Annotated in this window: 20 protein-coding genes and 1 other RNA gene; 3 read left to right on the top strand and 18 right to left on the bottom strand. The window is 69.0% G+C overall.

Going from position 1 to position 25,890, the window contains the following annotated elements; all coding sequences use genetic code 11:
• Positions 1-35: 35 nt before the first annotated feature.
• From RS84_RS00405 to ffs, 18 genes are all read right to left on the bottom strand, one after another.
• Complete coding sequence (locus RS84_RS00405) at positions 36-1,295, bottom strand: alpha-hydroxy acid oxidase (RefSeq protein WP_045255787.1); 1,260 nt, start codon at positions 1,293-1,295, stop codon at positions 36-38.
• Positions 1,296-1,323: 28 nt separating this feature from the next.
• Entirely contained in the window at positions 1,324-2,022 is a 699-nt protein-coding gene (locus RS84_RS00400) for a FadR/GntR family transcriptional regulator (RefSeq protein ID WP_045255786.1), read from the bottom strand.
• 204 nt (positions 2,023-2,226) lie between these two features.
• The gene (locus RS84_RS00395; RefSeq protein WP_045255785.1) at positions 2,227-2,838 is read right to left on the bottom strand and encodes a thymidine kinase; all 612 of its coding nucleotides are present in this window, start codon (positions 2,836-2,838) and stop codon (positions 2,227-2,229) included.
• 7 nt (positions 2,839-2,845) lie between these two features.
• Positions 2,846-4,318, bottom strand: a complete 1,473-nt coding sequence (locus RS84_RS00390) for a malate:quinone oxidoreductase (protein WP_045255784.1) — start codon at positions 4,316-4,318, stop codon at positions 2,846-2,848.
• A gap of 153 nt (positions 4,319-4,471) precedes the next feature.
• Positions 4,472-5,542 carry an aspartate-semialdehyde dehydrogenase gene (locus RS84_RS00385; RefSeq protein ID WP_045255783.1) on the bottom strand — a complete coding sequence of 357 codons (1,071 nt, stop codon included), beginning with the start codon at positions 5,540-5,542 and terminating at the stop codon, positions 4,472-4,474.
• 152 nt (positions 5,543-5,694) lie between these two features.
• Positions 5,695-6,975 (bottom strand): aspartate kinase, encoded by a 1,281-nt coding sequence (locus RS84_RS00380; RefSeq protein ID WP_045255923.1) that lies wholly within the window; start codon positions 6,973-6,975, stop codon positions 5,695-5,697.
• Between the two features lie 235 nt (positions 6,976-7,210).
• Positions 7,211-8,134 (bottom strand): DMT family transporter, encoded by a 924-nt coding sequence (locus RS84_RS00375; protein WP_052676147.1) that lies wholly within the window; start codon positions 8,132-8,134, stop codon positions 7,211-7,213.
• Entirely contained in the window at positions 8,131-8,724 is a 594-nt protein-coding gene (gene recR, locus RS84_RS00370; protein ID WP_045255782.1) for a recombination mediator RecR, read from the bottom strand. Before recR ends, RS84_RS00375 begins: the two co-directional genes overlap by 4 nt.
• The gene (locus tag RS84_RS00365) at positions 8,724-11,129 is read right to left on the bottom strand and encodes a DNA polymerase III subunit gamma and tau (protein ID WP_200891943.1); all 2,406 of its coding nucleotides are present in this window, start codon (positions 11,127-11,129) and stop codon (positions 8,724-8,726) included. Before RS84_RS00365 ends, recR begins: the two co-directional genes overlap by 1 nt.
• 155 nt (positions 11,130-11,284) lie before the next feature.
• A complete protein-coding gene (locus tag RS84_RS00360) occupies positions 11,285-13,798 on the bottom strand; it encodes a glycoside hydrolase family 65 protein (RefSeq protein WP_045255780.1) in 2,514 nt (837 codons plus the stop codon).
• Positions 13,795-14,559: a beta-phosphoglucomutase family hydrolase gene (locus RS84_RS00355; protein ID WP_045255779.1), complete on the bottom strand. Its 765-nt coding sequence runs from the start codon at positions 14,557-14,559 to the stop codon at positions 13,795-13,797. Before RS84_RS00355 ends, RS84_RS00360 begins: the two co-directional genes overlap by 4 nt.
• 115 nt (positions 14,560-14,674) lie before the next feature.
• On the bottom strand, positions 14,675-15,556 hold the full coding sequence (locus RS84_RS18830) for a DUF3037 domain-containing protein (protein ID WP_082061973.1): 882 nt from the start codon (positions 15,554-15,556) through the stop codon (positions 14,675-14,677).
• Positions 15,557-15,588: 32 nt separating this feature from the next.
• Positions 15,589-16,386: a hypothetical protein gene (locus RS84_RS19045; RefSeq protein WP_152641705.1), complete on the bottom strand. Its 798-nt coding sequence runs from the start codon at positions 16,384-16,386 to the stop codon at positions 15,589-15,591.
• Positions 16,387-16,444: 58 nt separating this feature from the next.
• Positions 16,445-17,665 carry an acetate/propionate family kinase gene (locus tag RS84_RS00345; RefSeq protein ID WP_045255777.1) on the bottom strand — a complete coding sequence of 407 codons (1,221 nt, stop codon included), beginning with the start codon at positions 17,663-17,665 and terminating at the stop codon, positions 16,445-16,447.
• A complete protein-coding gene (gene pta, locus RS84_RS00340; RefSeq protein WP_045255776.1) occupies positions 17,662-19,779 on the bottom strand; it encodes a phosphate acetyltransferase in 2,118 nt (705 codons plus the stop codon). Before pta ends, RS84_RS00345 begins: the two co-directional genes overlap by 4 nt.
• 18 nt (positions 19,780-19,797) lie before the next feature.
• On the bottom strand, positions 19,798-20,373 hold the full coding sequence (locus tag RS84_RS00335) for a hypothetical protein (protein WP_045255775.1): 576 nt from the start codon (positions 20,371-20,373) through the stop codon (positions 19,798-19,800).
• Positions 20,374-20,471: 98 nt separating this feature from the next.
• A complete protein-coding gene (locus RS84_RS00330) occupies positions 20,472-21,068 on the bottom strand; it encodes a rhomboid family intramembrane serine protease (RefSeq protein WP_045255774.1) in 597 nt (198 codons plus the stop codon).
• 108 nt (positions 21,069-21,176) lie between these two features.
• Positions 21,177-21,273, bottom strand: an RNA gene (gene ffs / locus RS84_RS18825) — signal recognition particle sRNA small type.
• A gap of 116 nt (positions 21,274-21,389) precedes the next feature.
• Between ffs and RS84_RS00325 the strand changes: the two genes are divergently transcribed.
• Genes RS84_RS00325 through RS84_RS00315 form a run of 3 tightly spaced genes read left to right on the top strand, consistent with a single transcriptional unit; the run spans position 21,390 to position 25,876 of the window.
• Positions 21,390-22,373 (top strand): AAA family ATPase, encoded by a 984-nt coding sequence (locus RS84_RS00325; protein ID WP_045255773.1) that lies wholly within the window; start codon positions 21,390-21,392, stop codon positions 22,371-22,373.
• Between the two features lie 10 nt (positions 22,374-22,383).
• A complete protein-coding gene (locus RS84_RS00320) occupies positions 22,384-23,574 on the top strand; it encodes a DUF58 domain-containing protein (RefSeq protein WP_045255772.1) in 1,191 nt (396 codons plus the stop codon).
• A complete protein-coding gene (locus RS84_RS00315; protein WP_052676145.1) occupies positions 23,561-25,876 on the top strand; it encodes a transglutaminaseTgpA domain-containing protein in 2,316 nt (771 codons plus the stop codon). The genes RS84_RS00320 and RS84_RS00315 overlap by 14 nt, the downstream gene beginning before the upstream one ends.
• The last annotated feature ends 14 nt before the right edge of the window (positions 25,877-25,890 follow it).

The following is a 25,890-nucleotide window of genomic DNA, read 5'->3' as shown; positions in this document are numbered from 1 at the left end:
TCGATCGGGCCGGGTTCTCCCGCGAAGGTGCGGCGTCAGCCGGCGGTGACCCGCCCCGCCTCGCCGGAGACCGGCACCAGCCGGGTGAGCTGCGTGACGTGCGCCGGTTCGAGCTCGGCGAGCGATGAGACTCCGAGCAGGCGCATGGTGCGCTCGATCTCGCTGCGCAGAATCGCGATCGTGCGGTCGACGCCCGCGCGTCCGCCCGCCATCAGGCCGTACAGGTACGCCCGTCCGATGAGCGTGAAGTCGGCGCCGAGGGCGACAGAGGCGACGATGTCGGCGCCGTTCATGATGCCGGTGTCGATCATCACGGTGAAGTCGTCGCCCACAGCCTCCCGCACCTTCGGCAGCAGGTGGAACGGGATGGGCGCGCGATCCAGCTGACGACCGCCGTGGTTCGAGAGCACGATGCCGTCGACGCCGGCATCCTTCAACCGCATCGAATCCTCGACGTTCTGCACGCCCTTGATCACGATCTTTCCCGGCCAGATGTCGCGGATGACGGCGAGGTCGTCGTAGCTGATCGTGGGGTCCATCGCAGCGTCGAGCAGCTCGCCGACCGTACCGCCGGTGGTGCTGAGCGACGCGAACTCGAGCTTCGGCGTGGTGAGGAAGTCGTACCACCACCACGGCCGCGGGATCGCGTTGATGATCGTGCCGAGGGTCAGCTGCGGCGGGATGCTGAAGCCGTTGCGCTTGTCGCGCAGACGCGCGCCGGCCACCGGCGTGTCGACCGTGAAGTGCAGGGTGTCGAACCCGGCTGCGGCGGCTCTGCGGGTGAGCTCATAGGAGATCTCGCGATCGCGCATCACGTACAGCTGGAACCAGTTGCGTCCGTCAGGGTTGACGGCCTTGACGCCCTCGATCGACGTCGTGCCGAGCGTCGACAGCGTGAACGGGATGCCGGCGGCGGCCGCCGCTCCCGCGCCCGCGACCTCGCCTTCGGTCTGCATCAGACGGGTGAATCCGGTCGGCGCGATGCCGAACGGCAGCGCTGACGGGCCGCCGAGGATCTCGACGGAGGTGTCGACCGTGGGTGCGGGACGCAGGATGCCGGGATGGAACTCCACGTCCTGGAAGGCCTGGCGCGCGCGCGAGAGCGACAGCTCGCCCTCGGCAGCGCCGTCGGTGTAGTCGAATGCCGCCTTGGGCGTGCGACGCTTGGCGATCGTGCGGAGGTCGTCGATCGTGAGCGCGGCGTCGAGACGGCGCTTCTTTCCGTTCAGCTCGGGCTTCTTGAACTTCATCAGCTCGAGCAGTTCGGCGGGGTTGGGTACCTGGCGCTGGACCATGGTGCTCCTTCGGTGGACGGCGGGCTCGTCAGGAGCCCAGAACGGTCTGGTAGTAGCCGGAGATGTGGTCTCGGACGAGCTGGCCGGCGGATGCCGCGTCTCCCCCGTCGATCGCCGAAACGATCTCGCGGTGCTCTGCGCGCAGGCGGGCGGCCATGGTGTTCCAGTCGGAGACGGATGCCGCTCCCGCCTGCACATAGGACTCGATCGCGGTGCGCAGGCCGGCCATCATCGCCGCGATCACCGTGTTGCCGCTGGCTTCCGCGAGCGCCAGGTGCAGCTGCGCGTCGAGAGCCAGGAACTCCTGTGGCGTGAGGCCTTCTGTGTCCATCACGTCGAGCAGCGTGTGGACGGCGTCCGTGTCACGAGCGTGCGAGTACGCGAGGGTTGTCACGACAGCCTCTTCGAGCACGAGACGCGTCTGGACGACATCGCTCAGCGGGAAGCTCTGGGCCGCCACCTGCAGCCGCAGCAGGGTCGACATGCCTCCGGAGGGCGTCGCGATGACGATCGCTCCCGACTGCGGACCGGAGCCGGTCGCAGTGCGGATCAGGCCCATGACCTCGAGCACGCGCAGAGCCTCGCGGACGCTCGAGCGGCCGACGCCGAGATCGGCCGCGAGATCTCGTTCAGAGGCCAGCCGGTCACCGGGACCGAGTCTGCCGTCGAGCAGGTCACGTTCGACGTGCTCGAGGACGACACGCCAGGCACGGGGCTGCTCCGGCATCCGCTCCTCCTCGACTCTGTGGTCTGACCACAGTAGCGCATGTGGTCAGACCACGCAAGGAACGTTCACAATTCAGGAAGAGATGGGGCCGATCGGTCCCGATCGGCCCCGGATACGCCGAACCGCCCCGATCTTCCTGAGTTATGAACGGGTGGCTTCATGGACGGCGCGGCTCGCAGGCCGGTCCGGCGCGGGCGGGGCGATTCAGCCCAGGCGGCCGCCGGACTCCTGCAGGTAGCAGGAGCCGCACAGCGACTCATAGGTCGTCACCTCGGGCGCGACAGCACCCTCCGCGCCCTCGTCGATCGCGACCTGGTCGCCGTCGAACACGAACCGCCCGCCGACCACACGGCCGTTGAACACGGCCTTGCGTCCGCAGCGGCAGATGGTCTTCAGCTCCTCGAGCGAGTGCGAGATCGCGAGCAGACGGGCAGATCCCGGGAACGCATGAGTGAGGAAGTCGTTGCGGATGCCGTAGGCCAGGACCGGGATGCCGTCTTCCACCGCGATCCGGAAGAGGTCGTCCACCTGTTCCGGGGTGAGGAACTGCGCCTCGTCGATCAGCAGGCAGGCGATGTCCTTGCCCTCGGCATGCTCGGCGTAGAGTGCGCGTGCGTCAGCATCCGCCTCCACCAGGAAGTCGACTTCTCGCGTCATTCCGAGACGGCTGGAGATCTCCGAGGCGCCCTTGGTGTCGATCGCGGGCTTCGCGAGCAGCACGTGCTGACCGCGCTCCTCGTAGTTGTATGCCGCCTGCAGCAGCGAGGTCGATTTTCCGGAGTTCATCGCCCCGTAGCGGAAGTAGAGCTTCGCCACGATGCGATTACGCGCTGATGCCGAGAACCTCGGCGGTGGCCGCGGTGGACTTCGCGGCGGCTTCCGCATCGGTGTTCAGCTTCTTGCCGAACGTCGGGATGAGTGCCCGCAACTCGGGCTCCCAGCTGGGGTACTCGTTCGGGAAGCACTTCTTCAGCAGATCGAGCATGATCGGCACAGCCGTCGACGCACCCGGCGAGGCGCCGAGGAGGCCCGCGATCGAGCCGTCGGCCGAGGAGACGACCTCGGTGCCGAACTGCAGGATGCCGCCCTTCTTCGGGTCCTTCTTCATGACCTGGGCGCGCTGACCGGCGTCGATCAGGGTCCAGTCCTCGTCCTTCGCAGTCGGCATGAAGGTGCGCAGGCTCTCGACCTTCTTGCGGTGGTTCTTCAGCAGCTCGCTCACCAGGTAGGTGATCAGGTCGGGGTTCGCGAATGCAACCCGCAGCATCGGCCACAGGTTGTGCGGACGCACCTGGGTGACGATGTCGAGCATCGACCCCTTCTTCAGGAACTTCGGGCTGAACGTCGCGAACGGACCGAACATCAGCGACGACTCGCCGTCGACGACGCGGGTGTCGAGGTGCGGCACCGACATGGGCGGAGCGCCCACCGACGCCTGCGAGTACACCTTCGCCTTGTGCTGTGCGACGACCTTCGGGTTCGTGGTCTTCAGGAACTGGCCGCCGATCGGGAAGACGCCGTAGCCCTTGATCTCGGGGATGCCCGAGCGCTGCAGCAGCTTCAGCGCCCAGCCGCCCGCCCCGACGAAGACGAAGCGCGCCTTGATCTGGTTCGGCGTGTGGCCCAGCGTGTTGCGGTAGCTGAGCAGCCAGCCGCCGTCCTTCTGCTTCTTGAGGTTCTTGACCTCGTGGTTCAGTCGCAGGTCGACGCCCGACTTCGTGAGGTGGTCGAAGAGCTGGTGGGTGAGGGCGCCGAAGTCGACGTCGGTGCCCGCCGGCACGCGGGTGGCCGCGAACGGCTCTCCCTTGCGGCGCTTCTGCATGAGCAGCGGCGCCCACTTGTTGATGACGCGGGAGTCCTCGCTGTACTCGATGCCCTCGAACAGGGGCTGCTTCTTGAGCACCTCGTAGCGGTCCTTGAGGTACGCCACGTCCTTCTCGCCGCGCACGAACGTCATGTGCGGGGTCGCGTTGATGAAGGTCTTGGGCTCGTCGAGCACGCCCTTCTCTACGAGCGACGACCAGAACTGGCGGCTCTGCTGGAACTGCTCGTTGATGCTGACGGCCTTGGCCGGGTCCAGCGGCTCGCCCTTGACCTGCGGCATGTAGTTCAGCTCGCACAGGGCGGCGTGACCGGTGCCGGCGTTGTTCCACGGGTTGGACGACTCCTGCGCCACATCGGAGAGCCGCTCGAAGGCGACGATCTTCCAATCCGGCTGCAGCTCATGCAGCAGCGTACCCAGGGTGGCGCTCATGATGCCACCGCCGATCAGGACGACATCGACGTTTTCAGTCACCGCACCATTCTAGTTCGCAGGCACGGCACGGCTGACCACGCGGGGGTGTGCGACCAGAGCCGATCCGCATGGCGCCGATGCGCTCAGGCTATGAGTCTCCTGTGTCGAAGCTCAGTCGCCGGGCACGTGGCGACGACCCTCGCGCGGTGATCCTCAGGCGGTGACGCTCAGGCGCTCCGCGAGGACTTCGGCGATCTGCACGGCGTTCAGCGCGGCACCCTTGCGCAGGTTGTCGTTGCTGATGAACAGCACGAGGCCCTTGCCCTCTGGTGCGGACTGGTCGGCGCGGATGCGGCCGACGAAGCTCGGGTCCTTGCCCGCGGCCTGCAGCGGCGTGGGCACCTCTTCGAGCTCGACACCGGGGGCGGCGGCGAGGATCTCCGTGGCACGGGCCGGCGTGATGTCCTTGGCGAACTCCGCGTGGATCGACAGCGAGTGCCCGGTGAAGACGGGGACGCGCACGCAGGTGCCGGCGACGCGGAGGTCGGGCAGCTCGAGGATCTTGCGGCTCTCGTTGCGGAGCTTCTTCTCCTCATCGGTCTCGTTGTCGCCGTCATCGACCAGGTTGCCGGCGAACGGGATCACGTCGAAGGCGATGGGCGCGACGTACTTCTCCGGCTGCGGGAAGTCGATCGCGGAGCCGTCGTGCACGAGACGGAGAGTGTCGCCCTGAGCGAGCACACCCTCGACCTGGCCCAGGAGCTCCTGCGCGCCCGCAAGGCCCGAGCCGGAGACGGCCTGGTACGTGGACACGATGAGACGCTCGAGACCGGCCTCGGCGTCCAATGCCTTGAGCACCGGCATCGCAGCCATCGTGGTGCAGTTCGGGTTCGCGATGATGCCCTTGGGCCGCTCGTCGATCGCGTGCGGGTTGACCTCGCTGACCACGAGCGGCACCTCGGGGTCGTTGCGCCAGGCGCTGGAGTTGTCGACCACGACGGCGCCCGCCTCGGCGAAACGCGGGGCGTAGGCGCGGCTGGCGGTCGCGCCGGCGGAGAAGAGCGCGATGTCGATGCCTGCGGCATCCGCTGTCTCCACGTCTTCGACGATGACCGTCTCGCCCCCGAACTCGATCGCGGTGCCCGCTGAGCGAGACGACGAGAACAGTCGCAGCTCGCGAATCGGGAACGACCGCTCGGCGAGAATCTCGCGCATCACGGTGCCCACCTGGCCGGTGGCGCCCACGATGGCGACGGAGAGTCCTGAGTCGGAGATGCGGGTCATGAGAGTTCCTTGGCGTCGAACGAGTACTGCGTTGCGAGACGCGAGGCGCGACGTCGGGGTGCGGATGCCGCGCCTGGCGCCGATGTCAGGGTTCCGGTGAGTCTACCGCGCCGGAAACGGTGCCAGGGTCGTGATGACGGGAGCGGATGCCGTCAGCGGCCGGTGCCGGCGTGCACCGTGGCTTCGGCTTCGCCGTCGAGCCCGTACGCCGTGTGCACCGTGCGGGCAGCCTCGGCGAGATCGGAGTCGCGCAGCACGACCGAGATGCGGATCTCGGAGGTCGAGATCATCTCGATGTTGATCCCGGCATCCGACAGCGCCTCGAACAGGGTCGCCGAGACGCCCGAGTGCGTGCGCATCCCGGCGCCGACGACCGAGAGCTTTCCGATCTGGTCGTCGTGCACGAGGCTGGCGAAGCCGACCTCGGCCTGATCCCCGGCGAGCGCCTTCAGCGCCGCCGAGGCGTCGGCCTTCGGAACCGTGAACGAGATGTCGGTGCGACCGGTCGCCGACACGTTCTGCACGATCATGTCGACGTTGGCGCCGGACTTCGCGACGATCTTGAAGATCTCGGCCGCCTTGCCCGGCACATCCGGCACACCGGCGACGGTGATCTTGGCCTGGCCGAAATCGGTGGCGACGCCGGCGACGATCGGTTCTTCCATGGCTGCTCCCTCGGATTCGCGGGGGTTCTTCATGCCCTCGCCCAGAACGTAGGTGCCCTCGGACGACGAGAAGGTCGAGCGGGCGTGGATCAGGACGCCGTGGCGGCGTGCGTATTCGACGGCGCGGATGTAGAGCACCTTGGCGCCGTTGGCTGCCAGCTCGAGCATCTCCTCGCTGGAGACGTGGTCGAGCTTCTGCGCCTTCGGGATCACGCGCGGGTCTGCCGTGAAGATCCCGTCGACGTCGCTGTAGATCTCGCAGACGTCGGCGTCGAGCGCGGCGGCCAGTGCGACGGCGGTCGTGTCGGAGCCGCCACGGCCGAGAGTCGTGATGTCGCGGGTGTCGCGGTTGAAGCCCTGGAAGCCGGCGACGATGACGATCGCCCCCTCGTCGAGCGCCTCGCGCAGGCGCACGGGGGTCACGTCGACGATGCGCGCGGCGCCGTGCTGCGAGTCGGTGATCATCCCGGCCTGGCTGCCCGTGAAAGAGCGCGCTTCGAATCCCATCGAGTGGATCGCCATCGCCAGCAGCGCCATCGAGATGCGCTCACCGCTGGAGAGCAGCATGTCGAGCTCGCGCGGGGCCGGAATCGGCGCCACCTCGTTCGCGAGGTCGAGCAGCTCGTCGGTGGTGTCGCCCATCGCGCTCACGGCGACCACCACGTCGTGACCTGCACGACGGGTGTCGACGATGCGCTTGGCGACGCGCTTGATGCTCTCTGCGTCGGCGACGGACGAGCCGCCGTACTTCTGCACGATGAGGGCCACGTTCACTCCCTGGGATGTCGGGCGGATCCGCCCACGCTCATTCTACGGAGACTGCATATGCGCCGATGCGCATGTGACGGGGCCCGGGCGGTCGGTGCGAAACGTCGGAGTTCCTCGCCGACACACCGCACCGCGGCTCGCTCCGCCGGCGTGTCGCGTCGAATCTCCGACTTTTCACACCTGCATGACGGGCGGACGCCGCGGGCGGAGGCGGGCGGGCGCACCCGGAGGAGGCTCAGGGTGCGGGCGGCAGCGGAGCAGGGGCGGATGCCGCGGGCCGGAGCCGTCCGCCGGTGCCGGCGAACCAGCATCCGGCGATGATCAGCGGGAATCCGATCAGAAGCCCGGGGGTCAGCGGCTCGGCGAGCACGATCGCGCCGAGGATGATCGCCACCACCGGGTTGACGTAGGTGAACAGCGGCGCACGCACAGGGCCCACCTCGCGGATCAGCGCGAAGAACGCCAGGAACGCGATGGCCGTGCAGACCACGGCGAGCGTGAGCATGGCGCCGATCGACGGCAGCGTGGGCACCTCGTGCTGCGTGAGCAGCCCGATCGGCAGATACAGGATGCCGATCATCATGAGCGAGAGCGTGATCGTGCCGAGTGAGGGCACGTCGCCGAGTTTGCGCGCCACGATGAAGGGGGCGATCGCGTACAGGACGGCGACCAGCAGAACCTCGCCGGCCGCGAGAAGGCTCACGTCGCCGCCGAACAGCCCGGGGCCGGCGACCACGATCGCGACGCCGATGAAGCCGACGATCAGGCCGATCGCGCGGGCGGGCCGCAGCACTGCCCTGTCCCCACCGCCCAGGGCGATCAGCGCGGCGAACAGCGGCACGGTCGCGACGAGGAGCCCGGTCATGCCCGAAGGCAGCGTCATCTCCGCGTGCCCGAGCAGCACGAAGGGCCCTGCCATCTCGACCAGGCCGAACGCCAGCACCCACGGCCACATCTTGAGCGCGGGCCGGAGCGCTCCGGAGCGGATCGCGAAGGGCAGCAGCAGGAGCGCCGCGATGAGCGTGCGCCCGGCGACGATCGCGGGCGGCGAGAACGACTCGACCGCCACGCTGATGAACAGGTACGGCACTCCCCACAGCAGGCACATCGCTGCGAAGAGCAGCCAGCCGCGGCGCGAGAAGCCCGACTGTGCGGTCACAGGACGCGCCGGCCCTCGAAGGCACGGCCGAGCGTGACCTCGTCGGCGTACTCGAGGTCGCCGCCGACGGGAAGGCCGGAGGCCAGCCGCGAGACGGTGATCTGCATCGTGGTGAGAAGGCGGCTGAGGTAGCTCGCTGTCGCCTCGCCCTCGAGATTGGGATTGGTCGCGAGGATGACCTCCTGCACGGTGCCGTCCGCGAGGCGCGACATCAGCTGGGCGATGCGCAGATCGTCGGGGCCGATCCCGGCGATCGGGCTGATCGCGCCACCGAGCACGTGGTAGAGCCCGCGGAACTCGCGCGTGCGCTCGATCGCCGCCACATCCTTCGCATCCTCGACGACGCAGATGAGCGCCGGGTTGCGCCGCGGATCGCGGCAGATCGCGCAGCGGTCCTGCTCGGCGACGTTGCCGCAGATCTCGCAGAACCGCACGCGCGTGCGGATCTCGGAGAGCAGCTCGGCCAGACGCGCGACGTCGAAGGTCGGCGTCTGCAGGATGTGGAAGGTGATGCGCTGGGCCGACTTCGGTCCGATGCCGGGAAGACGGCCGAATTCGTCGATCAGCTCTTGGACGATGCCGTCGTACATCAGTTGAACCTCGTCGGGGGCTCGTAGGGCTCTTCGCGCACGAACGTCGCGCCAAGCACCTGGCGGATCACGGCCTCGCCGTAGCGCTGCACTCCCCCGCCGGGGGCGCGCTCCGTCACCACCGGCGCGGACTGCGGGCGGACAGGCGAAGGGGAGGGAGCGGATGCCGGGGCTGAGGATGCCGGGGCGGTGTGGGCCGGGGCCGGCGAGGCCGGGGCGGTCGGGCGTGCCACCGGCGCCCCGACGGACGCCGGCTCATAGGCGGGATCGTACGGCGGCTCGTCATCGTAGTAAGGAGGCTCGTCATCGTACGGAGGTTCGTCGACGGCCGCGGGGGCCGGCGCGGACGACGAATCGCGGCGAGGCGTCTCGGCCGTCCCTACGCTCGGCTGAGGCATCTGAACGGGCGCATCCGAGGACGTGCCGGCGACGGAGGCCGGCGGAACCACCGATGCGGTCGCGGCAGCAGCGACGGGCCCGGAAGCGATGGATGCAGCTGCAGCTGCAGCTGCCTCGGCCGTCGGCGCGGTCGGGGCACCGCTGCCGAGCGTCGCGGGAGCCGCAGCGTCAGAAGACGCCGCGGGGATCGACGCGACCGCCCACTCGGTCACAGGTGCCGAGGACTCGGAACGGGACTGCGGGCGGGAAGACCGCGCTGACGCAGGCTCCGATGCGGAGGGCGCGTCGCCCGTCGACGGCGCGGACGACGAGGGCTGACGCGGCGCGCCGCCAGCCGGCATCGGGGCCGGGCGGTACTTCACCGTGACGCCGAGCTCCTGCTCGATCGCCGTGCGCAGGTGATCGGACGGGCCGGAACCCGGAACGGAACCCTTGAACTTCTGAACGTCGTGCTGGCTCGTGAACCCGAGCGTCAGCACCTCGCTCTCGGTGTCGTAGGCGAGCGGCTGAACGGCTGTCGCGAGCAGCCACGAGGTACGGCTGATGTCTTCCAGGCGCTTGAGGACCGCAGACCACGAGCCGGCGATGCGCTCGAGGGTCACGGGGCCCGAGGGAGCTGCGGGCGCGGACGACGCGGGCGCGGAAGCGGCAGCGACGGGAGCCGACGTCGAGGCAGGAGCCGACGTCACGGCAGGAGCCGACGTCGCGGCAGGATCGACGCGTTTCGTCTCGGTCGCTGCGCTCCCTCGCGGGGCGACCGGCGAGGCGACGGGCTCAGCCGTGGCGGCCGCAGGCGCAGAGGTGACAGGAGCGGAGGCCGCAGGCGCAGAGGTGACAGGAGCGGACGCCGCAGGAGCGGAGGCGACAGGCGCAGAGGTTCCGGCATCCGCACCTCCGGCGAGGACGCGCGCGACGAGCAGTTCGAGATGCAGGCGAGGCGATGTGGCACCCGACATGTCGTCGAGTGCTGCGCTGACGATGTCGGCCGTGCGCGAGAGCCGCGCCGACCCGAAGACCGCAGCCTGACCGCGCCAGCGCTCGAGCTCGTCGTCGGCCACGCCGCGCAGGACAGCGGCTGCACCGGCTCCGACGGCGGCGATGACGATCAGGTCGCGCAGGCGCTCGAGCAGATCGTCGACGAAGCGGCGAGGATCCTGACCGGTCTGCACGACCTTGTCGATCGCCGGGAAGGCGGCTGCGGCGTCGCCCGCGGCGAGCGCGTCGACGATCTCGTCGAGCACCGTCGCGTGCGTATAGCCGAGCAGCGACACCGCGCGCTCGTACTTGACCTCGACGATCTCGGAGCCCGCCGGCGAATCGGACCCGGCGATCAGCTGGTCGAGCAGAGACAGCGTGTCACGAGGCGACCCGCCGCCGGCGCGGACGACGAGCGGCAGCACACCCTGTTCGACGGCCACCCCCTCTTCCTTGCACAGCTTCTCGACGTACTCGAGCATCGCTGCAGGCGGCACGAGCCGGAACGGGTAGTGGTGGGTGCGCGAGCGGATCGTCCCGAGCACCTTCTCGGGCTCGGTGGTCGCGAAGATGAACTTGACGTGCTCCGGCGGCTCTTCCACGAGCTTCAGCAGCGCGTTGAAGCCCTGCGGCGTCACCATGTGCGCCTCGTCGAGGATGAAGATCTTGTAGCGATCGCGGCTGGGCGCGAACGTCGCCCGCTCGCGCAGGTCTCGAGCGTCGTCGACGCCGTTGTGGCTGGCGGCGTCGATCTCGACCACGTCGAGGGATCCGCCGCCCGCACGCGAGAGCTCGACGCAGCTGGGGCAGGTGCCGCAGGGCACGTCGGTCGGCCCCTCTGCGCAGTTCAGGCACCGCGCGAGGATGCGCGCCGAGGTGGTCTTGCCGCAGCCGCGGGGCCCTGAGAAGAGATACGCGTGCCCGACCCTGTCACCGCGAAGCGCGGTCATCAGCGGATCGGTCACCTGGGACTGCCCGATCATCTCGCCGAAGGACTCGGGCCGGTAGCGGCGGTAGAGGGCTGTAGTCACCAGAACAGCCTACGGCGTGCCGCCGACCTTGCGGTCGGCCCTGAGGACGATCGTCCTCATCGCCTCGGCGAAACCCCGGATCCGCGCCGACACCCCGCCCTTGCGGCATTGCTGAGACGGGGTCTCGGCGACACGGCGGGGTCTCGGCGACGGGATCAGTCGATCGGGTCGGATCCGATGATCGGGATCGCCGTCGTGATCACCGGAACGGATGCCGACAGCGGCGTGCCGTCCTCACGCAGCGCATCCTCGAACTGGCGCAGCGAGGGGCGGCCGGGGATGACCGGCCCCTGATCCGCGAGCTCGACGATCACGGGAGAGCCCGCCGTTGCGATGTACGCGTCGCCGCGCACCGTGAACGGCACCGGTTCCCCCGAGCGCACCTCGACCGTCAGCGCATCGCGCGTCACCGTCACCAGCAGCGAGGATCCCTGCCACTGCAGCGGGTACGACAGTCGCGGCCAGCTGGCCGGAAGACGCGGGTCGAAGCTGAGCTCGCCCGCGTAGTCGCGCATGCCGCCGAATCCGCTCACGAGCGCAGTCCACACGCCACCGGCCGATGCGACGTGCACGCCGTCGGCGGCGTTGTGGTGCAGATCGTGCAGGTCGACGAAGATCGACTGGGAGAAGTACTCCAGAGCGAGGTCCTGATAGCCGACCTCCGCCGCGAGGATCGACTGCACGACCGCGGAGAGCGTGGAGTCGCCCGTGGTCAGCGGGTCGTAGTAGTCGAAGTCGGCGCGCTTCTCCTCCGGCGTGAAGTGGTTGCCCTGCAGGAACAGCGCGAGCACGACGTCAGCCTGCTTGAGCACCTGGAATCGGTAGATGACGAGCGGGTGGAAGTGCAGCAGCAGAGGACGCTGCGAATCCGGCGTGTGCGCCAGATCCCACACCTCGCGTTCCAGGAACAGCGAGTCCTGCGGATGGATGCCGAGCGCCTCGCTGTACGGGATGAACATCGCCTCGGACGCGCGCTCCCACTCATCGGCTTCCTCGGGCCGAAGCCCCGTGCGCTCGACCAGCCGCGCGAAGTCCTCAGGGTAGCCCTCGGCGATCTCGTGCACGACCTTCGCGGCGTAGCGGAGGTTGTAGCGTGCCATGACGTTCGTGTACAGATTGTCGTTCACGACCGTCGTGTACTCGTCAGGGCCGGTAACGCCATGGATGTGGAAGGTCGAGATGCGATCAGCATCCGCCCTGTTCGCCACATCCCTCGAGGTGCGCCAGAACCCGAGAGTCGCCCACAGCCGGGCGGTCTCGATCGCGATCTCGGCCCCTTCACGCCGCAGGAACTCCTCGTCGCCGGTCGCCCGCACGTACTTGCCGAGGGCGAAGCTCACGTCGGCGTTGATGTGGTACTGCGCGGTGCCCGCCGCGTAGTACGCCGAAGCCTCCTCGCCGTTGATCGTGCGCCACGGGAAGAGGGCGCCGGCCTCGTTGAGCTGCGCGGCACGCCGCCTGGCGGCGGGCAGCATCAGCACCCGGGCGCGCAGCGCGTTGCGCGCCCACTGCGGCGATGTGTACGTGAGGAACGGGAGCACGTAGATCTCGGTGTCCCAGAAGTAGTGCCCGCTGTACCCCGAGCCGGTGACGCCCTTCGCGGCGACTCCTGTGCCGTCGGCACGGGCAGAGGCCTGTGCGAGCTGCAGCAGGCACCACCGGGTCGCCTGCTGCAGGTCGTCGTGCCCGTCGATCTGCACGTCGCTGCGCTCCCAGAACGCGGCGAGCCACTCGGCCTGACGCTGGAACTGCACATCGACGCTCTCGACCACGACACGGTCGAGCGAGCGACGGCAGCGGTCGACGAGCTCGCGGGGCGGCACGCCGCGGGAGGTGTGATAGCTCACGAGCTTGGTCACCGTGATCGGCACGCCGGCCTTCGCCTGCACACGGAACACGTTCTTGGCGATGTCCGCTTCGATCAGAGTGCGGGCGCTGTACTCGTTGTCGGTCTCGATGACGTGATCGGCCACGACCGCCACGGTCATTCCCGATGCCGCGACGCGATACGACAGCGCGGAGCGCAGTCCGTCCTGCCAGTGCTCGGCGGGCTGCAGCACGCGATCGGCGATCTTCTCGGCCTTGCGCGGATCGAAGCCCGCGCCCTGGGCCTCGACAGGCGTGCCGGCGTAGACGCCCGCGCCGTCCTGCCGGTTCAGCAGCTGACAGCTGATCGTCACGGGCGCGTCCGAGTTCTCGACCACGACCTCGAGCCTCAGCACGGCCAGGTGACGCTCGGCGAAGCTGACGATGCGCTCATCGCGCATGCGCACGCGCTTGCCGGACGGCGTCTCCCACACGACGACGCGCTCGAGCACACCTGTGCGCATGTCGAGCGTGCGGCGATACTCGCGCACATCGGCGTCGTCGAACGAGATCGGCTCGTCGTCGACGTACACCCGCATGACCTTGGCGTCGGGGGCGTTGACGATGGTCTGCCCCACCTCGGCGAAGCCGTAGGCCTGCTCGGCGTGCCGGATCGGCCAGGTCTCGTGCAGGCCGTTGATGAACGTGCCGTGCTCGTGCGCGCCGCGGCCCTCGATGTGATTGCCGCGGAGCCCGAGATAGCCGTTGCCGACGCCGAACAGCGTCTCGCCGACCCCGTCTTCGGTGTAGCGCGTCTCGATCAGGCGCCAGGGGTCGACGGGGAAGCGGTCGCGGTCGATCATGCGGTCTCCTCGGAGTCGGGTGCGGAGTCGGATGCTGTCAGGAACACGTCGAGATCGGTCACGACGACGGTGGCGCCCGCGGCGCGCAGCGCGTCGGCGCCCGTGCCGCGATCGACGCCGACCACGGTCGCGAAGCCCGCTGCGGCCGCGGAGGCCGCTCCGGAGGTCGCGTCCTCGACCGCGGCGCTGAGCTCGGGGTCGACGCCGAGAGCCTCGGCGCCGGCGGCGAACATGTCGGGGGCGGGCTTGGAGGCGAGCCCGTCGTTCTCGGCCACGACGCCGTCGACGACGACCGTGAAGAACGAGCGGATGCCGGCGGCCGCCAGCACCTCCTCGGCGTTCTTCGAGCTGGAGACGACGCCGAGAGGCACTCCGGCCGCATGCAGCTTCTCGACCAGCGCGAGGGATCCGGGATAGGGGGCGATGCCCTGGGCGCGCAGAGAGGCGGCGAAGGCGGCGTTCTTGCGATTGCCGATGCCGCAGATCGTGTCGGCTTCGGGCGGGTCGTCGACGCTCCCCCACGGCACCTCGACGTTTCGGCTGTGCATCAGGCTCGCGACCCCGTCATAGCGCTTCTTGCCGTCGACGTAGTCGTAGTAGTCGGCGTCCGTGTAGGCGGGGTCGATCTGCCAGGCGGCGAAGACCTCGTCGAACACGGCCTTCCACGCGCGCATGTGGACCTCGGCGGTCGGCGTGAGCACTCCGTCGAGATCGAAGAGCACGCCCTCGGCGCCGAGCAGATCGGGAAGAGCGTCAGGCACAGGAACCTCCGGGGAGAAGGACGAGGGGGGTTCGGCACCTCTCCGTGCCACGGTGCAAGCGTAGTCGGGCGAGTGAAGTGAGGTAACCCCCGACGGCGTGGCGCGCCGGACTCGGTTAGGAAACCGGGTTAAGCAGCTCTCGCGCTTCGATCGCGATTCTGTCTAGCTGCGTGCTGGGCACAGCGTGCACACCCAGGCTCTGCCATGCTTCCAAGGCCGCCTCGAAGACATCGACGGTCCTCGCATCAGCTCCCGGTCGCGGCTCCTGATATGCCGCCGAAACGGACACGTCTTCGGAAGCAGGTAGCTCCGAAGTCCCGGATAGGACCACTCCACCATCGGTACGCAACCGGCTCACGATGAAGTTCCATGATTGAAGCTCTTGTTCAAGTGTTTCGCTGTCTCGTACGTCGAACGCGAAAGCCTGCGAAAGCTGATCAACGCGGCCATCGACGACCGCGAAATCGAACCTGCCTCGTTGCCGACCAAGCCGCGCCTTGGGACGCCGCAACAGCGACGATCCCAGTTCCAGGCTGCCGGTGCGAACATACAATTCCGCCAGGTTCTGCACCATGCGTGTACGAGTCTGGGATCGTGCAGCGGCCGTCGGCGATGCGACCAAAGCCGGGTAGAGGAAATCAACGCCGTCCTTTGCCGATGCGGCCTCCACAGGAGCTGGGGCGCTTACTTGTAGGACGTTGTTGAAGCGATGCGACAGAAGCTCAAGCCAAGCCCGTCCGATAGTCGGCGCATCCGCGCGCGCGAAGAGCGCCAACGGTGGATGCTCGTAATCGTGAACCGAGCGCTCGATACTCTCGAGCCACGGGCGGAGCCCGCTCGCATCTCCGCCAAGCCTGCTAGCTCTACGCAGATTCGGGACGACACGAATCGCCCAGTCGCCTCCGTCGCGGCCAACGATTACGGCGACATTCACTTGCTCACCCCGTGCCACATCCGGTACATAACGAACGAGCCAGTACAGGTACGGCTCTTCCATGATGACTCCCGGGAATCTCGGATGCGACCAGGTCAGGCCGCTATTCGTCGTGTTCGTGCAGCAACAGCAGGTGCCCGGTAGTAGAGGAACCAGGCCATCGACTCAAGGTCGTGATCGGAAGCACCCCATTCTAATGGGACGGCGGACATCGCTCGAACATAGGAATCGGGAGTAAGTGATTCGAGACGGTCCGCCACCTGAAGCAGTGCTTCCTTGCTCAGCCCGGCAGGTGGATTCCGGAACGCTCCATCCAAGTCCGCCAGACGCTCGAGAACACTCGTGTCCCAATCGCCCTCGCCCGTCGTGAACCAGAGCCCGTGATCGTACGACCAAATGGATGACGAGTTAGACGCGTCATAGAGCCATTGCTCATCATCTCCCACACACAAATCCCACAACGCCAGAAGGGAGGCTTGCCGACGGGCGTTGTCGTCTCGACGGGTGTATGCGAGGGCATCATCGTCGACCGCACCAGGTACATGTAGGGATGCATGGGCAACGAGAGGGTGCTCGGAAGGCCGAACAGGGAAGTCGGTCCATCGACTTGAACTTGGCGGCACCAGCGCAAGCGCACGCCGACATACAGGGGCGCCGATGAGCCGTCCCACCTCTTCGACGATGACTTCATTTACCAAAACCCGATCACCTTGGGGGTTTCCGGGCACTTTGAACCAGTACTGGTTGCCGTCGCTGCCAAGACCTAAGAACGCTCCAGCACCCGAGGAACGCGCCCTGCGAAGTGGTGCCCTCAACGTCATGGTTGGGGTCGGACGTTCATACCCTTTCAAGCGGCCCGTCCAAGCGTCCCGATCAAAGTAGTCGCGCGGCATACGCCGAGCGTAGTGCGTTGGGCGCCGAACTCATTGCCCCTCACCCGACGCGCCGGATTCAGCGCAGTCCTGCGGTCTGCCTTGCGATCTGCAGTTCCTCGTTCGTCGGCACGACGAGGACGGTCACTCGCGAGGCGTCAGTGGAGATCCGGCGGATGCCGCGCTCGCGCGCGGTGTTGCGATCATGATCGATCTCCACGCCCGCGAAGCCGAGGGTCGCCATGGCCTCGGCGCGCACCGCCGCGGCGTTCTCGCCCACCCCGGCGGTGAAGGAGATGACGTCGACCCCGCCGAGCTGGGCGATGTACGCCCCTGCGTAGGCGCGCAGCCTGTGGATGTAGACGTCGAAGGCGAGGGTCGCGGCCTCGTCGCCGGCTTCGCGGCCGGCGAGGATGTCGCGCATGTCGCTGAGCCCGGCGAGGCCCTTGAGGCCGCTGCGCGTGTTCAGGAGCGCGTCGAGATCGTCAATGGAGAGACCGGCCCGTCGGGAGAGATGCACGAGGGCGGCGGGATCGATGTCGCCCGACCGCGTGCCCATGACGAGTCCCTCCAGAGGGGTGAGCCCCATCGAGGTCTCCACCGAGCGGCCGCCGTCGACCGCTGTCACCGACGCGCCGTTGCCGAGATGGAACACGATCTGCGTCAGCTCGCCGAGGTCGCGCCCGAGGAACGCGGCGGCCGACTCGCTGACGAACTGGTGGCTGGTGCCGTGGAAACCGTAGCGGCGGACCCGGTGCTCGCGCGCGAGGTCGGCGTCGATCGCGTACGTGTACGCGGCCGGAGGGAGCGTCTGATGGAACGCGGTGTCGAACACGGCCACGTGCGGCACATCCGGGAACACGGCTCGCGCCGCGACGATGCCGGCGAGGTTGGCCGGGTTGTGCAGCGGAGCGAGCACCGAGAGCTCCTCGATCTGGCGCTCGACGTCGGCGTCGATGAGCGTGGGGGCGAAGAAGCGCGCCCCTCCGTGCACGACGCGATGCCCGACGGCCACCGGCGGATGCTCCTCGAGTGACGGCCCATGCGCGGCGAACTGCTCGAGCATGACTCCGAACGCCGCGTCGTGGTCGGCGATGCTCCGCTCGTCGGCGTATTTCGCGTCGAGCATCGTGACGACGGCATCCGACGCGGTCTGCGGCCGCACCTTGTGCTCGACCGGGCTGAGCTCCTGGCCGATCCGCTCGATCAGACCGCTTGCCAGCTCGTTCTCGTGCTCGATGTCGATCAGGCTGTATTTCAGCGACGACGAGCCGCTGTTGATGACGAGGATCGCGCTCATGATTCCTGTCCCTGCGCCTGGATGGCGGTGATGGCCACGGTGTTGACGATGTCGTCGACGAGCGCGCCGCGCGACAGGTCGTTGATGGGCTTGTTCAGCCCCTGAAGAACCGGCCCGATCGCGACGGCTCCCGCCGAGCGCTGCACCGCCTTGTAGGTGTTGTTGCCGGTGTTGAGGTCGGGGAAGACGAACACGGTGGCGCGGCCGGCGACCTCGGAACCGGGCAGCTTCGCCTTGGCGACGGCCGCGTCTGCGGCGGCGTCGTACTGGATCGGCCCCTCGACCAGGAGCTCCGGGGCCCGCTCGTGCACGAGCGCGGTCGCCGCCCTGACCTTGTCGACGTCGGCGCCCGACCCCGACTCTCCGGTCGAGTACGACAGCATCGCGACACGGGGGTCGATGCCGAACTGCCGCGCGGTCGCGGCGGAGGAGATCGCGATGTCGGCGAGCTGCTCGCTGGTCGGATCGGGGATCACGGCGCAGTCGCCGTAGACGAGCACCCGGTCGGCCAGCGCCATCAGGAAGACGCTCGAGACCACGTTGACGCCCGGCTTCGTCTTGATGATCTCGAACGACGGGCGGATCGTGTGCGCGGTCGTGTGCGCGGCGCCCGACACCATGCCGTCGGCGAGCCCCAGGTGCACCATCATGGTGCCGAAGTACGACACGTCGGTGACGGTGTCGGCGGCCTGTGCGAGCGTGATGCCCTTGTGCGCCCGCAGCCGCGCGTACTCGGCCGCGAACCGCTCGACCATCTCGGGGTCGTTCGGGCTCAGGACCTGCGCCGCACTGATGTCCACGCCCAGTTCGAGCGCCCTCGCCCGCACCGCCGCTTCGTCTCCGAGGATCGTCAGGTCCGCCACCTCGCGGGAGAGCAGAGTGGCCGCGGCCTGCAGGATGCGATCGTCGTCGCCCTCGGGCAGCACGATCCGCCGCCGGTCGGCGCGGGCGCGCTCGATCAGGCCGTATTCGAACATGAGCGGCGTCACGACGGTCGACTCCGCGAGGCCGAGCTGCGTGGTCAGATCGGTGATGTCGACGTGCGCCTGGAACAGACCGAGCGCCTTGTCGTAGCGGGTGCGCGACTCGGGCGAGATGCGCCCGCGCGCGTTCATGACGCGGACGGCGGTGTCGTAGGTGCCGAGGTCTGTGGTGATGATCGGCGCCGTCGAGGCGAACCCGTCGAGCAGCTGCACGATCGGCTCTGGCAGCGGGAACGGGCCGTTCAGGATGATGCCCGCCACGCGCGGGAAGGTGCCGGAGGCGTCGGCGAGCAGGGTGGCCAGCAGCACCTCGGTGCGGTCGGCGGGGATCACGACGACCGCCTCCTCTGTGATCCGCGGCAGCACGTTCACCATCGACATGCCGGCGACGACGATGGTGAGCGCCTCTCGGTCGAGGCGGTCGGGGTCGCCCTTCAGCAGCCGGCCGTCGACGGCGGACAGGATGCCGCGGATCGACGGGGCCACGAGCGTGCGGTCCTCGGGGATCGCCCAGACCGACATGCCGCGTGCGGGGCGCACGGAGGCCACGGCCGCAGAGACCTCGCCCAGAGCATCCGGGGCTGCGCGATTCACGATGACGGCGAAGAGCTCCGCCCGCTCCGCCTCGAGTTCGGCGAGCGCGAGCGAGGCGATCTGGCCGACGGCGGATGCGGACCGCGCGGTCGTGGTGCCGAGCTGCTCCGCCTGCCGCTGCTGGTCGCGACCCGAGAGCACGAGCAGAACGGGGGCCCCGAGGTTGGCCGCGATGCGCGCGTTGTAGCCGAGTTCGGCGGGGCTCGCGACGTCGGTGTAGTCGCTGCCGACGATGACCACGGCATCGCACTGGGCCTCGACGGCTTTGAAGCGGGCGACGATCGTCGACAGCGCGCGGTCGGGATCGTCGCGCACGTCGTCATAGCTCACGCCGACGCAGTCGTCGTAGTCGAGGTGCACGCCGTCGTGGGCGAGCAGCAGCTCGAGGATCTCGTCGCGCTGCGTGACGGAGCGCGCGATGGGGCGGAACACCCCGACACGCGGCGTCACCCGCATCAGCGCATCGAGCACACCGAGCGCGATCGTCGACTTGCCTGTATGACCTTCGGCCGAGGTGATGTAGATGCTCCGCGCCATGGGTTCAGCCTAGGCGTGTCAGCACCCGCTCGTGAGCGCGTCGACGACCGCCGTCGCATCGTCCTGGTAGCGCGAGTAGTAGTCGGCGTCGGTGTTCACCTGGACCCGGTGGATCGCGTGCGACGGCGGCAGCTGCGGCCAGTCGGCCAGCGTCGACAGCTTGCGGTAGAACAGCGTCGCGGCCGTCGCGGGATCCATCCGCTCCTCAGCGCTCCCCCACCAGTCCTGCTGCTGGAACAGCCCGATGCTCGTCGTCCGCGAGCCGTCGGGGTTCGTGAACCCGGTCGTCTCCCAGTCGCCGTAGGCGATGTTGCGCAGGCTGCTCTCGCCCATCGCGGTCATCACACCGAGGATCTGGCCATCGCGCCCGAAGCCCAGAGCGGATGCCGTCGTCATGATCACCGCCGCGTTCTGCAGCTGCTCTCCGTCCCAGCCCTCGATGTCGGCCTGCGCGAGATCGGCGGGGCGTGCGGCACAGTACTCCGGCGCCGCCGCAAGCTCAGGTGCCCACGAGGCAAGGCCGGGCGCCGCGAGCACCGCGACGCCCGCGACCACCGCCCCGATGGCGGCCGAGACGCCGATACGTCGCAGCATCCGGCGTCTCTGCATCCGAATCCGTGCACGCTGCCTGCCGCTCGGCCGCTTTCGGCTCCTCGGCCGCTTTCTGCTCGCGGATCGTCGTCGACGCGCGGTCATGCCGGTCGCGGCCCTCGTCGAGCGGCGAAGGCGGCGAGTCCGCCGCCGATCGCGCCGAACAGGTGCCCCTGCCACGAGACACCTGCGCCGGCGGCGAAGACCCCGGCGAGCATGGCGGCCCCGTACGCCCCGATGACGAGGAGCGCGACGACGGCGTAGAGGATGCGGTGCGCGACGCGTCCCGGTGCGAAGACCCGGGCGACCAGATACCCGAAGTAGCCGAACACGAGGCCCGATGCGCCGACGGTCAGGGTCCCCGGAGCGTTGACGGCCCAGGTGCCGATGCCGCCGACCACGGCGATGATCCCCGTCACGGCCCAGAACCGACGCGCGCCCTCGGCCGCGACGAGACAGCCGAGCACGAGGAACGGCACCGAATTGCCGATCAGGTGCGCCCAGCTCGCGTGCAGCAGCGGGGCGAAGACGACGCCGAGAAGACCGGACGGATCCCAGGAGCGGATGCCGAAGCCGGAGAACGAGCCGGGAAGGATGCTGTCTGCCAGCTGCACCGCCCACATGATGGCGAGCAGCGCGATCGGGGCGCCGAATCGGCGGAGTGCGCTCGGCGGGGCCTGCTGCTCGGTGACGGTCACTCGTCGATTCTGACAGCGGCGTCTGTGAGTCCTTCGACAAGCTCAGAAACCCGGAGGCGACAAGCTCAGGAACCAGGAGGCGACAGGCTCAGGGACCCCAGAGGGCAAAGAAATGACCCTCCGCGCACCCAGCAGAGCCCGGTTACCCTTGCTGCGTTTCCGCCCTGGGGGAATTGGCCTGGATGCCGCCACGCGGAGAGCCGTCGACAAGTCTACCCGACAGCAGAAGGGTCGCTGAACCGCGCAGAAGGGTCGCTGCGCACCTGATCGGGTTACGATCGGTTCACGCGCGCACCGCAGCGCACACGCGAGAGGGAACGCATGTCAGAGATCTCCCCGACGGCACCGATGACGGCCGATCAGTTCGCCGCGCGGACCGATGCGATCGCCGCGTCGATCAGCCAGGTCATCGACGGCAAGCCCGAGGCCGTGCGCAGCGCGCTCATCTGCCTGCTCGCGGAGGGGCACCTGCTCATCGAGGACGTGCCGGGGGTCGGCAAGACCATGCTCGCCCGGGCCCTGGCCGCCAGCATCGACGCGACGGTCCGCCGCATCCAGTTCACCCCGGATCTGCTGCCGGGCGATGTGACGGGCGTGAGCGTCTACAACCCTGTCGACCAGGAGTTCGTCTTCAAGCAGGGCGCCGTTTTCGCGCACATCGTGATCGCAGACGAGATCAACCGCTCCTCGCCCAAGACCCAGTCGGCGCTGCTCGAGGCGATGGAGGAGGGCCAGGTCACGGTCGACGGCGCGACCCACATGCTCCCAGAGCCCTTCCTCGTGGTCGCGACCCAGAATCCCCTCGAGATGGAGGGGACCTACGCCCTGCCGGAGGCGCAGCGCGATCGCTTCATGATGCGGATCTCGATGGGATATCCGGATGCCGCCGCCGAGGCGCTCATGATCAGACAGCGCGACGTCGTGAATCCGCTCGCCGGAGTCGCGCCGGTGACGGACGCGGCAGCGGTCATCGATCTCATCTCCTTCGCTCGCTCCGTGCACGTCGCGCCCACGATCGAGGAGTACACCGTGGCGCTCGCCCAGGCGACCAGGGCCGACCCGAGCCTGCATCTCGGGGCGAGCCCTCGCGCCACGCTGCAGCTGATCCGCGCGGCCAAGGTGCGCGCGGCGCTCGACGGGCGCGACTTCGTGATCCCCGACGACGTCTCCTCTCTGCTGATCCCGGTGTTCGCACACCGGCTGCTTCCCGCGCGGGGCGCGCACCGAGCAGGCGCACAGCCCGTCGAGGCCGCTCTGCGGCAGATCGCGGCGCGCGTGCGGGTGCCGATCGCCGCACGCGTCTGAACGGCCGGCCATGCGACCCCGACGCGCGCTCACCCTCCGGGGCACGGGTGCGCTTCTGGCCGGTATCTGCTGCCTGATCGCGGCGAACCTCATCGGTGCGCCGATCCTCGTCTACGTCGGCGTGCTCCTCATCGCCGTCACGCTGATCGCCCTTCTCGTCGTCCGCCTCCCCCGCCGCTCCGGCAGCGTGGCCCGACAGATCTCCACCGACCTGCTCACCGTGTCGGAGACGTCGCTGGTGACGGTGCGCTTCGATCTCCGTGCGCTGCGGGCGCCGCACGGGCTGTGGCGGGACGTGCTGCCGGACGCCGTGTCCGGCGACGCGGCCGGTGAGTACCCGAGCGAGAACGGACTGCTCCGTTATCCGATCACAGGCGTCCGGCGCGGCGTCTGGGCGATCGGCCCGCTGATGCTGCGGACCGTGGATCCGTTCGGGCTGGCCCAGCGGGAGCAGGCCTTCGGCGAGACGCGCACGATCACCGTCGTGCCGGAGGTCTTCGCCCTGGCCCCGCTCGCCGTCAAAGTGGGAGCGTCCGGCGGCACTGCGCACACCTCGTCGAGCAGGCTCGGGCAGGGCAGCGACAACCTCTCGCCTCGGCGCTACGTGTCGGGTGATTCGATGCGCCGCATCCACTGGCGGGCCACAGCGCACCGCGGACAGCTCATGGTTCGCCAGGAGGAGGAGGAGTCGAGTCCGGATGCGCTCGTCATCCTGGATCGCAGCTCGGCGCGGTGGGCGACCCAGGGTGAGGAGGCCGATCCGGCGTTCGAGGCGGCGGTATCGCTGTGCGCCTCGGTCGCCGTGCATCTCGTTCAGGAGGGCTACGGCGTCGACGTGGTCGACAGCGCAGGTAATGCGCTGGGCACTCTGCGCGGCCATGAGGATGACCGCGAGGGGCTGCTCGTGGCCCTCGCGATGGTGTCGCCGCGCGGCGCAGCCCGCGACGTCGTGACGCTCGTCGGCGGGACGCCACCGGGCCCGCTGGTCTACATCACCGGGAGCCTCGACGAAGACGCGGCCGAGGCGCTGCGCCCGGCCGGCGCGGCAGCCGCGATGCTGTTCGCGACGGAGCTCAGCGAGGATGCGGCGCAGGCGGCTGCACGTCGCGGCTGGCGCGTCGCCGCACTCGGCGCCGACATCGCGGAGGCGTGGGCGGAGGCATCCCCCGAGGGGATCGGAGTCGGTGATGTCCCCCGCTGACGTCATCACCGCGACGCCCGCGCGCGACGGCACCGACGCTCTCGAGGCGCTGGTCGCTCAGGGAACACGCGAACCGCCGCGGCGACGGCGACCCGATCGGCTGCAGTGGCACGGCGACGGGGAGCGCCACGACGCGTACTTCGCACCGGCGGTGCTGGCCGCGGCATCCGCTCTGGTCGCCGTCTGGCCCTACACCTCGGTCATCTCCCCCGGTCCGTGGTCGTTCGCCGTGCTCTCGGTCGTCTTCACGGTCGCACTCGTGGGCTTCGGGATGCGGGTCCTGCTGCGCTACCGTGCCATGTGGGTCCGGGAGCTCTCCGCTCTGCTCGCACAGGTGGCCGCATCGGTGGGCGTCGTGACGCTGCTGGTGGCCGGCGATACGGCGGTCTTCGGGATCGTGCCCACCACGACCTCGCTGCGGGTGTTCGGCTCTCTCGCGCAATCGGCGTGGGAACAGGTCGTCTTCGGATCCGCGCCCCTGGAGAGCACCCCCGGGTTGCGTCTGCTCCTGGGCGCCGGGTTCGCAGTGCTCACGATTCTGCTCGACCAGCTGATCTCGACGCGCGGCGCCGTGCTGGCGAGCGTGCTCATCGCGGTGGTGGGCTCGGTGCCCATGATCGTCACGCTGGGCGATGCGAACGTGGTCTGGTTCGTGCTGCTCGCGGTCATGGTGCTGCTGCTTTTCCGCAGCACCGCCCGCCGCCATCCCGACGCCCCTCGTCGCGACTCGTCGTTCACCGCGATCGCGGCCGGAGCAGCGGCGGTGGTGTCCGCGCTCGTGGTCGCCCCCATCGTCCCCGTGTCGGCGTCGCTGGCCGGCACAGGCGTGGGCGTCACCGTCGACGCGTCTCTGCGCCTGGGCGAGGATCTGCGCCAGCCGAACCCCGTCGAGGTGCTGACCCTCGCGACGAGCGGCAAGTCCGCCCCCTACCTGCGCCTGACCACGCTCTCCGACTTCAACGGTCGCACCTGGATCCCCGACCGCGGCGAGCTGCAGTCGACGAGTACGGGCTTCGGTCCCGCGGAGTGGGGCGAGGGCATCGCTGTCGCCGAGCAGACGACCTCGATCCGGGTGCTGCGCATGTCGAGCTCGTGGCTGCCGGTGCCGTATCCGGCGACGAGCGTGCAGGGTGTGGGCTCGGGGTGGATGGTCATGCCCGAGAACCGCACGCTCGTCTCGCGGAATGCGGATGCCGTCGGCAACGACTACACGGTCGCATCCACGAGCGTCACCCCTTCGCTCGAGCAGATCAGGGCGCTGTCCGCCGCCGAGCCTCCGGTAGATGACGATCCTGTCGAGCTGCCCGAGGTCATCGCGCAGACGGCCGCGGAGGTCACGGCCCAGGCGACGACCGACTATGACCGGCTGATCGCCCTGCAGAGCTGGTTCCGCACCCAGTTCATCTACTCGCTCGAGACTCCGGTCGAGGAGGACTTCGACGGCACGGGGGCTCAGGCGGTCGCGAAGTTCCTCGAGGTGAAGTCGGGTTACTGCGTGCACTTCGCCGGCGCGTTCGCGCTGATGGCACAGAGCCTGGGCATGCAGACCCGGATCGTCGTCGGCTATCTCCCCGGCACCCGCACGCCGGAGAAGCGAGGCGACGAGGCTGTGTACTCGGTCTCCAGCGACCAGCTGCACTCCTGGCCGGAGGTGCTCTTCCCCGGCATCGGCTGGGTGCCGTTCGAGCCGACAGCGACGCTGGGCACCCCGACTGCATTCTCCTCGGCGACGACGTCAGGCGGCACGGGTGGCTCCGCGACGCCCGCGCCGACGACCCGGCCGGAGGATGAGGAGACAGCGGCTCCAGAGGTCGACCGCAACGACGCCGACCGCGGCTCGACGGGGGCCGACAGCCTGCGCCGGCTGGACCCGACCCCGGTCGTCCTCGGGGGCCTCGGCATCGTGCTGCTGGTGCTGCTGCCCATGCTGATCCGCCTCGCCGTCCGTGCGGTGCGGGTCAGACGCGCACGCGGCGGCGACGCGCAAGCAGCCTGGACAGAGCTGCGGGCGAGCATGATCGATCTGCAGATCGGGCTGTCAGACGCCGACTCGCCGCGCCGACGCGCGCTCGGGCTCGTGACCGAGAGCGGTGTGGACGAGCAGACGATGAAGACGCTGACGGATGCCGTCGAGCGGGCGAGCTACGCGAGATCGGCCGATCCGATCGATCTCGCGCCGGCGCTCACCGAGGTTCTGCGGCGGCTGCGCAGCAGCGTCGACCGGCCGGCAAGGGTCAGGGCGCTGCTCATGCCGCGGTCGCTCGTCGCCGGACGCGCCGCGGACGCTCCCGTGCTGGCCTGAGCGAGCCCCTGCGT

Source organism: Microbacterium hydrocarbonoxydans, assembly GCF_000956475.1.
Lineage (GTDB): Bacteria > Actinomycetota > Actinomycetes > Actinomycetales > Microbacteriaceae > Microbacterium > Microbacterium hydrocarbonoxydans_A.
The sequence above is the reverse complement of the archived record's forward strand: the minus strand, read 5'-3'. Positions and strand labels throughout refer to the sequence as shown.

Bases quoted from the DNA above. Each gene is read 5' to 3' on its own strand.
- RS84_RS00360 (WP_045255780.1), bottom strand. From the start codon at position 13,798: ATGATCGACCGCGACCGCTTCCCCGTCGACCCCTGGCGCCTGATCGAG.
- pta (WP_045255776.1), bottom strand. From the start codon at position 19,779: ATGGCGCGGAGCATCTACATCACCTCGGCCGAAGGTCATACAGGCAAG.
- RS84_RS18830 (WP_082061973.1), bottom strand. From the start codon at position 15,556: ATGGAAGAGCCGTACCTGTACTGGCTCGTTCGTTATGTACCGGATGTG.
- RS84_RS00405 (WP_045255787.1), bottom strand. From the start codon at position 1,295: ATGGTCCAGCGCCAGGTACCCAACCCCGCCGAACTGCTCGAGCTGATG.
- RS84_RS00335 (WP_045255775.1), bottom strand. From the start codon at position 20,373: ATGCTGCGACGTATCGGCGTCTCGGCCGCCATCGGGGCGGTGGTCGCG.
- RS84_RS00345 (WP_045255777.1), bottom strand. From the start codon at position 17,665: ATGAGCGCGATCCTCGTCATCAACAGCGGCTCGTCGTCGCTGAAATAC.
- RS84_RS00325 (WP_045255773.1), top strand. From the start codon at position 21,390: ATGTCAGAGATCTCCCCGACGGCACCGATGACGGCCGATCAGTTCGCC.
- RS84_RS19045 (WP_152641705.1), bottom strand. From the start codon at position 16,386: ATGCCGCGCGACTACTTTGATCGGGACGCTTGGACGGGCCGCTTGAAA.
- RS84_RS00320 (WP_045255772.1), top strand. From the start codon at position 22,384: ATGCGACCCCGACGCGCGCTCACCCTCCGGGGCACGGGTGCGCTTCTG.
- RS84_RS00315 (WP_052676145.1), top strand. From the start codon at position 23,561: ATGTCCCCCGCTGACGTCATCACCGCGACGCCCGCGCGCGACGGCACC.
- RS84_RS00400 (WP_045255786.1), bottom strand. From the start codon at position 2,022: ATGCCGGAGCAGCCCCGTGCCTGGCGTGTCGTCCTCGAGCACGTCGAA.
- recR (WP_045255782.1), bottom strand. From the start codon at position 8,724: ATGTACGACGGCATCGTCCAAGAGCTGATCGACGAATTCGGCCGTCTT.
- RS84_RS00385 (WP_045255783.1), bottom strand. From the start codon at position 5,542: ATGACCCGCATCTCCGACTCAGGACTCTCCGTCGCCATCGTGGGCGCC.